Source organism: Synechococcus sp. R8-2, from assembly GCF_047461715.1.
Lineage (GTDB): Bacteria > Cyanobacteriota > Cyanobacteriia > Thermostichales > Thermostichaceae > Thermostichus.
Genome location: NZ_JANSHQ010000415.1, coordinates 1 through 5,363 on the forward strand (window position 1 = coordinate 1; position 5,363 = coordinate 5,363).

Sequence of the window (5,363 nt, forward strand, 5' to 3'; positions counted from 1 at the left end):
CAGTCAGGGCCGGGTAGTTTACAGATGGCCATTCGGAATGCCAAACTCAAGGACAAGCCGTACCAGTTGCCGAATAGAGAAGCAAGGCCATCCTGCCTGCCGAAGTTTTTGCCGAACCAGCTGACTATAGACTAACGGCCAACCGTAGGACGATGCCGACAAGAGCTACGGTGGCAGCTCCAATCAAGGCAAAAGCCAGGTTAACCACTTGGGCGCTAGCCTTTTGATAGGTGTCAATTCGTTCTAGGATCACCCGGTTTTCTATCCCCTGCTCGGCCCAACGTCTCTCCTGCTCAGCCCAACGTCTTTCCTGCTCGGCCCAGCGCTTTGCTTGATCGGCTGCCAGGGCTTCTAGCCACTCGTTGGTTCTGGAGACATCCTGCCGGAGTCCTTCCACATCCTGTCGGATCTCTTCCACATCTTGCCGGATCTCTTCAATAACACTCAACACATCCCTGAGGGTGGGTTCACCGGCGGGCATCATAGAGCTGCAACCTCACTGAACAGCAAACGGTCTGAGCTCGCTAGATCAACTCGCTCACCGGGAAGCGATCCAGCATTTTTTGGGCTTGACGGGCATTTTCCCGTAACTCTGCCGGCAGATGGGGTACATAAGGGATCTGAGAAAGCAAATCCAGCGTGCGGCGGATCAGGCGCACCAAGTCTCCGGCATCTAGGTTGGTGCTGGCTTCTAGGGTTTCCCAAGGGATCCCTTGCGCCCAATGTTCGACGATCCCGGCCAAGCTGGGCTCAAACCCGATCGGCACATGAAACACCTGGTGTTGCCGTTGGCTGCGGAACAGCTGCCGCCGTAAACCCCGCAATCCGTGCAGCACATCCTCCACCAGCCCCGAGGTGCGCAGCCGGCTGTAGGTACCTGAACGGGGAGCCTCTGAGACCAAGGCAGCCACAACTCCGGCCAAATGATGGGGAGCACAGCCCTGACACTCACCCGAGAGCAGAGCCAGCGCCAGCCAGAGCTCGTTATCCCCCCGCAGCGCGGCCACCACCTCTCCGCTATCGGTAGGTTGATACTCTTGCAGACAGTTGAAATCCTGCAACACCCCCACCAAGGCCATAAATTGCTGCCAGCGCAACTCCTGCACGGAATCGCTTTGCCGCTCCAGGTGCTCGAGGCGCTTGAGCAAGCGCTGGCGTTTTTCTCGCAAACCCAGCAATTTTTTCCCCACTTGGTGAGCGGGATTCTCTCGGATTTGAGCTTCTAGGGCACGGATTTTTTCCTCTTGGGCATGAATGTGGGGAAAGGCCAACAGCCGCAAGGTGGGATCCGGCTCAGCTTCCCGTTGTTTGAGCAAGTAGCGCAAAATGCGTCGTTCTTCCCGCCGTTGCGCCTGCATCTTCTCATAGCGGGCGATATCTTCGTCGGCAATGCCTCCCAAGAGACGGTCGATCTCCTCCAGCTCGGCGCGCGTGTGCAGGATCTCCTGTTGTTCGGGCAACTTTTGCAACGAGAGCAAATACTGGCCGAAGCTGCGGTTGATCAGATCCCGTGCTGCTTCCAAAGAGTGCTTTTGCAGCAGGTTCAGCACCATGCCATAGGTGGGGGTAAACTGGCTCACCAAGGGATCCGCTCCAGAGGTGGCCAGCCGCGCAGCTTCTTGGGCCCCCTCAAACGGGGATTGCACCGTCACCACATGGCCGATGATGTCCTTGCCCCGCCGTCCGGCTCGGCCCGACATTTGCATGAACTCGGAAGCGGTCAAGAGGCGGTGGCCGTTGTCGGTGCGCTTAGAAAGGGAGGAGATGACAGTTGTGCGGGCGGGCATGTTGATCCCGGCGGCCAAAGTCTCAGTGGCGAAGACCAGCTTCACCAATCCCTGCTGAAACAGATGCTCCACCAGTCCCTTCCAGGCAGGCAACATGCCGGCATGGTGAGCGGCAATACCCCGGTAAAGGGCATCCAACTGATCTCGGCGGACAGCTTCGGGCGTTTCTCGACAAAAGCGGTCGATCTGCTCGGCCAACTGCTGCCGTTCTTCCTCGCTGGCTACCAAGTCCAGATCCCTTACGCTGGCCACGGCCATATCACAGCCTTTGCGACTGAAGATGAAATAGATGGCCGGCAGCATGTCCCGCTGGCGCAAGTTCTCCACCACCTGCACCATATCCGGCACTCCCCCATAGGGAGACTGACCTGACTTGGGGAGTTTGCTTTTCAGGCGGCGATTGCAAACCCACTGGCCGGACTCGGTTTGCTCCAGCAGGGGGAACAGCCCTTTGCGATTGGCAAAGTGAAATTGCAGCGGCACCGGGCGGTGGTTGGAGTCGATCAGATGGGTGGGGCCATGCACCTGGTTCATCCAATCGGTGAGCTGGTCGCTGTTGGCCAGGGTGGCAGAAAGGGCAATGAGCTGGATCGTGGGGGGGCAGTAGATGATTGCTTCTTCCCAGACGGTGCCCCGCTGCTGGTCGTTCATGTAATGGCATTCGTCCAGGATCACCGCCTGCACCTCTCGCAAGGGATCCCGACTCAGGGCCTCCGCCTCCTCCCAAGGTTCCATCCCATCGCCGGAGGCTCCTCTCTGAACGGCCAGAGAGAGCGGCGTGCCATAGAGCATGTTGCGGAAGATCTCGGTGGTCATCACCAAGATCGGCGCCTCCCGGTTGATGGAGATGTCGCCGGTGAGCAGGCCAACCTGTTCTGGGCCGAATTGCTGGCCAAAATCCCGGAACTTTTGGTTGGAGAGGGCCTTCAGGGGCGTTGTATAGAAAACCCGCTTGCCCTGGGATAGGGCCCGATAGATGGCATACTCTCCGATCAGGGTCTTGCCGGATCCCGTGGGAGCACAGACCACCACCGATTCCCCAGCAGCCAGAACCTGAATGGCTCGGATCTGAAAGTCGTCCAGCTCGAAGGGGAAAAGCTGCCGCAACTCGTCCAGCAAATCGGTTGCCGGGGAGAGAAGCGCACTCATGGGATCCAAATCAACATTGGGAAACCTGGAAACCCGCCCAATTCACTGCTTCCTGTGGGTTGTACCTTCTAGGATACAAGCTTTCTTGGGGCGTCGACTGCTCCCCTGCAAAAAGCGCCAGTTACTCTGCTTCTTTGGATCAAGAACAGCAGCTCAAGCAAGTGCTAAAATGGGGTGCCGTTGCCGGATGCTATCGTGCTGGTCGTCATCGACAACTACGACAGCTTTACCTACAACTTGGTGCAGTACCTGGGGGAGTTGGGAGCTCAGCTTCAGGTTTTTCGCAATGACCAGCTCTCCGTTGACGACCTGCGCCGAATGCAGCCGCAAGCTGTAGTTATCTCTCCTGGGCCAGGGCGGCCGGAAGATGCCGGGATCTCCCTGGAGTTGATTCGGGAGCTGGGGCCAGAGCTGCCGATTTTGGGGGTTTGTCTGGGGCACCAGTGCATTGGCCAGGTCTATGGTGGTCAGATCGTGCGCGCACCTGAGCTGATGCATGGCAAAACCTCGCTCATTTACCATCGAGGGGTGGGGGTGTTTGAGGGGTTGAGCCAGCCTTTCACGGCCACCCGCTACCACAGCTTGGTGATCGAGCCTTCTACGTGTCCTGACGAGCTGGAGGTGACGGCTCAAACAGGCGATGGGATCATCATGGGGGTACGCCACCGCCGCTATCCCCACGTTCAGGGCGTGCAGTTCCACCCGGAGAGCATCTTGACTGCAGAGGGCAAGCGCTTGTTGAGCAACTTCCTGCGCAGCGCCAAAGCCTCAACTGCTGCTCAGCCCAATGTTTCGCAGAAACCTCAGGAAACCGTTGCCGTTGTTACATCAGGGATCCCCACTCCATGAAGCGTCGCCAGCTTCTGCAAGCCAGCGCTGGGCTGCTGGGATCGATGGCCGTGAACCTGGCCAGAGGGCGCAAAGCGGGCGCTCAGACAGCGCCGGCACAAGGTTCGGAAACGCCAACAACCCCAGGGTCTATAGAGTTCACTCCCGGCTCCAGCTCGCAGGGGCTGCAACTGACTTGGCTGCACCACAGTTGTGTTTTGTTCGAGGGGGAGGGCCGACGGTTTCTGGTCAACCCGTTTCGGCCGGCGGGCTGTACGGCTGGCTATCCTGCCCCACGAGTTGCTGCCGATCTGGTGTTGCTCAGCAGCCGCTTGTTGGATGAGGGTGCTTTGGATGTGGTGCCCGGCAACCCCAAGGTGCTGTTTCAGCCGGGAGACTATCTGATTGACGGGATCCGGGTGCAAGGAGTACGCATGCCCCGTGGCCCTCGCTTTGGCGTAAACGTGGGTTGGCGCTGGCGCATGGCTGGGATCGACATTGTCCATTTGGGAGGGGCGCTGCAGCCAATTACGCGGGAGCAGTCCATCCTGCTTGCTCGTCCCGACCTGTTGCTGGTGCCAGTGGGGGGTGGGCCGAAAAATTACGATCCTGCCGGGGCCAAGGCGGCCATTGAGGCGCTGCAGCCCAAGCTGGTCATCCCCACCATGTATCGCACGGCCGCCGCCGAGGAATCCCAATGCGAGCTGCTGCCGCTGCAGGAGTTTTTGCGTCTCTTCCCCGCTGCTGCCGCGCAACCTGCCCTCAGCAACCCGTTGCTGCTCTCGGCCCAGGCTCTGCCCAGGCAGGGGCTCGCCATCCTTTTCTTTGAGGAATAGGGCTATGCGAGGTCAGGTCCTAAAAATCGCTGTCGGACTGGGATCCCTAATGGTGGTGGGGGGCTTGGGCCTCTACGGTCACACCTTGGCAGAAGATCCACAAGCCTTGGCCCAAGCCAACCCGCTGCGGCTGCAACTGGCTCTCTGGCTGGGGAAAGACGCCAACGCCGTCGATGAGCGGGGCAAGACAGCCCTGTTTTTCGTAGAAAGCGGCCTCAACGCCCGTCTTTTGCTGGCAGCGGGGGCGGATCCCAATCGACCGGACTATGGGGGAGCCAGCCCCTTACACCAAGCCGCTCGCCTGGGCAACCCTGAGGTTACGAAAGCCCTGCTCCAGGGAGGGGCGGAGGTGAACGCTCGCTTTGGTGCCGGTGGCCTTCCCCTACATTTTGCCGCTTGGTCCGGCAACCCAGAGGTCGTTCGGCTGCTGCTGGAACATGGCTCCGAGATCGACGAGCCGGATGGCTACGGCCTCACGCCCCTGCGCATTGCCCAGGATCTGCGCCGCTGGGAAGCTGCAACCCTGTTGTCCCGCTGGCCCCGCTCCGCCTCAACCGACGGGCATACAGATTGATTCCCCTTCTCTACCACCCCAGCACCGAGGCGAAGATCAAAGGCGCCACGATGGTGGCATCCGACTCGATGACAAATTTGGGGGTGTCGATCCCCAATTTGCCCCAGGTGATCTTCTCATTGGGCACTGCTCCCGAATAGGAGCCGTAGCTGGTGGTGGAGTCGCTGATCTGGCAGAAATAGCCCCACA

Annotated in this window: 6 protein-coding genes; 3 read left to right on the forward strand and 3 right to left on the reverse strand. The window is 59.6% G+C overall.

Going from position 1 to position 5,363, the window contains the following annotated elements; translation table 11 throughout:
• Positions 1-124: 124 nt before the first annotated feature.
• Positions 125-484, reverse strand: a complete 360-nt coding sequence (locus NW819_RS10110) for a hypothetical protein (RefSeq protein ID WP_414413657.1) — start codon at positions 482-484, stop codon at positions 125-127.
• A 40-nt stretch (positions 485-524) separates the two neighbouring features.
• Positions 525-2,936 carry a DEAD/DEAH box helicase gene (locus NW819_RS10115; RefSeq protein ID WP_414406825.1) on the reverse strand — a complete coding sequence of 804 codons (2,412 nt, stop codon included), beginning with the start codon at positions 2,934-2,936 and terminating at the stop codon, positions 525-527.
• A 195-nt stretch (positions 2,937-3,131) separates the two neighbouring features.
• On the opposite strand from NW819_RS10115, the gene NW819_RS10120 reads away from it, so the two are divergent.
• The 3 genes from NW819_RS10120 to NW819_RS10130 are packed head-to-tail and all read left to right on the forward strand — an operon-like array spanning position 3,132 to position 5,174.
• A complete protein-coding gene (locus NW819_RS10120; RefSeq protein WP_011433980.1) occupies positions 3,132-3,785 on the forward strand; it encodes an anthranilate synthase component II in 654 nt (217 codons plus the stop codon).
• Positions 3,782-4,600 carry an MBL fold metallo-hydrolase gene (locus NW819_RS10125; RefSeq protein WP_414413658.1) on the forward strand — a complete coding sequence of 273 codons (819 nt, stop codon included), beginning with the start codon at positions 3,782-3,784 and terminating at the stop codon, positions 4,598-4,600. The genes NW819_RS10120 and NW819_RS10125 overlap by 4 nt, the downstream gene beginning before the upstream one ends.
• 4 nt (positions 4,601-4,604) lie before the next feature.
• Positions 4,605-5,174 (forward strand): ankyrin repeat domain-containing protein, encoded by a 570-nt coding sequence (locus tag NW819_RS10130; RefSeq protein ID WP_414413659.1) that lies wholly within the window; start codon positions 4,605-4,607, stop codon positions 5,172-5,174.
• 10 nt (positions 5,175-5,184) lie between these two features.
• Here the strand turns inward: NW819_RS10130 and NW819_RS10135 are convergent, their stop codons facing one another.
• Positions 5,185-5,343 carry a deoxyhypusine synthase family protein gene (locus NW819_RS10135; RefSeq protein WP_414413660.1) on the reverse strand — a complete coding sequence of 53 codons (159 nt, stop codon included), beginning with the start codon at positions 5,341-5,343 and terminating at the stop codon, positions 5,185-5,187.
• Between the last annotated feature and the right edge of the window lie 20 nt (positions 5,344-5,363).

Coding starts and splice junctions, on each gene's coding strand:
- NW819_RS10110 (WP_414413657.1), bottom strand. CDS start 484: ATGATGCCCGCCGGTGAACCCACCCTCAGGGATGTGTTGAGTGTTATT.
- NW819_RS10115 (WP_414406825.1), bottom strand. CDS start 2,936: ATGAGTGCGCTTCTCTCCCCGGCAACCGATTTGCTGGACGAGTTGCGG.
- NW819_RS10125 (WP_414413658.1), top strand. CDS start 3,782: ATGAAGCGTCGCCAGCTTCTGCAAGCCAGCGCTGGGCTGCTGGGATCG.
- NW819_RS10130 (WP_414413659.1), top strand. CDS start 4,605: ATGCGAGGTCAGGTCCTAAAAATCGCTGTCGGACTGGGATCCCTAATG.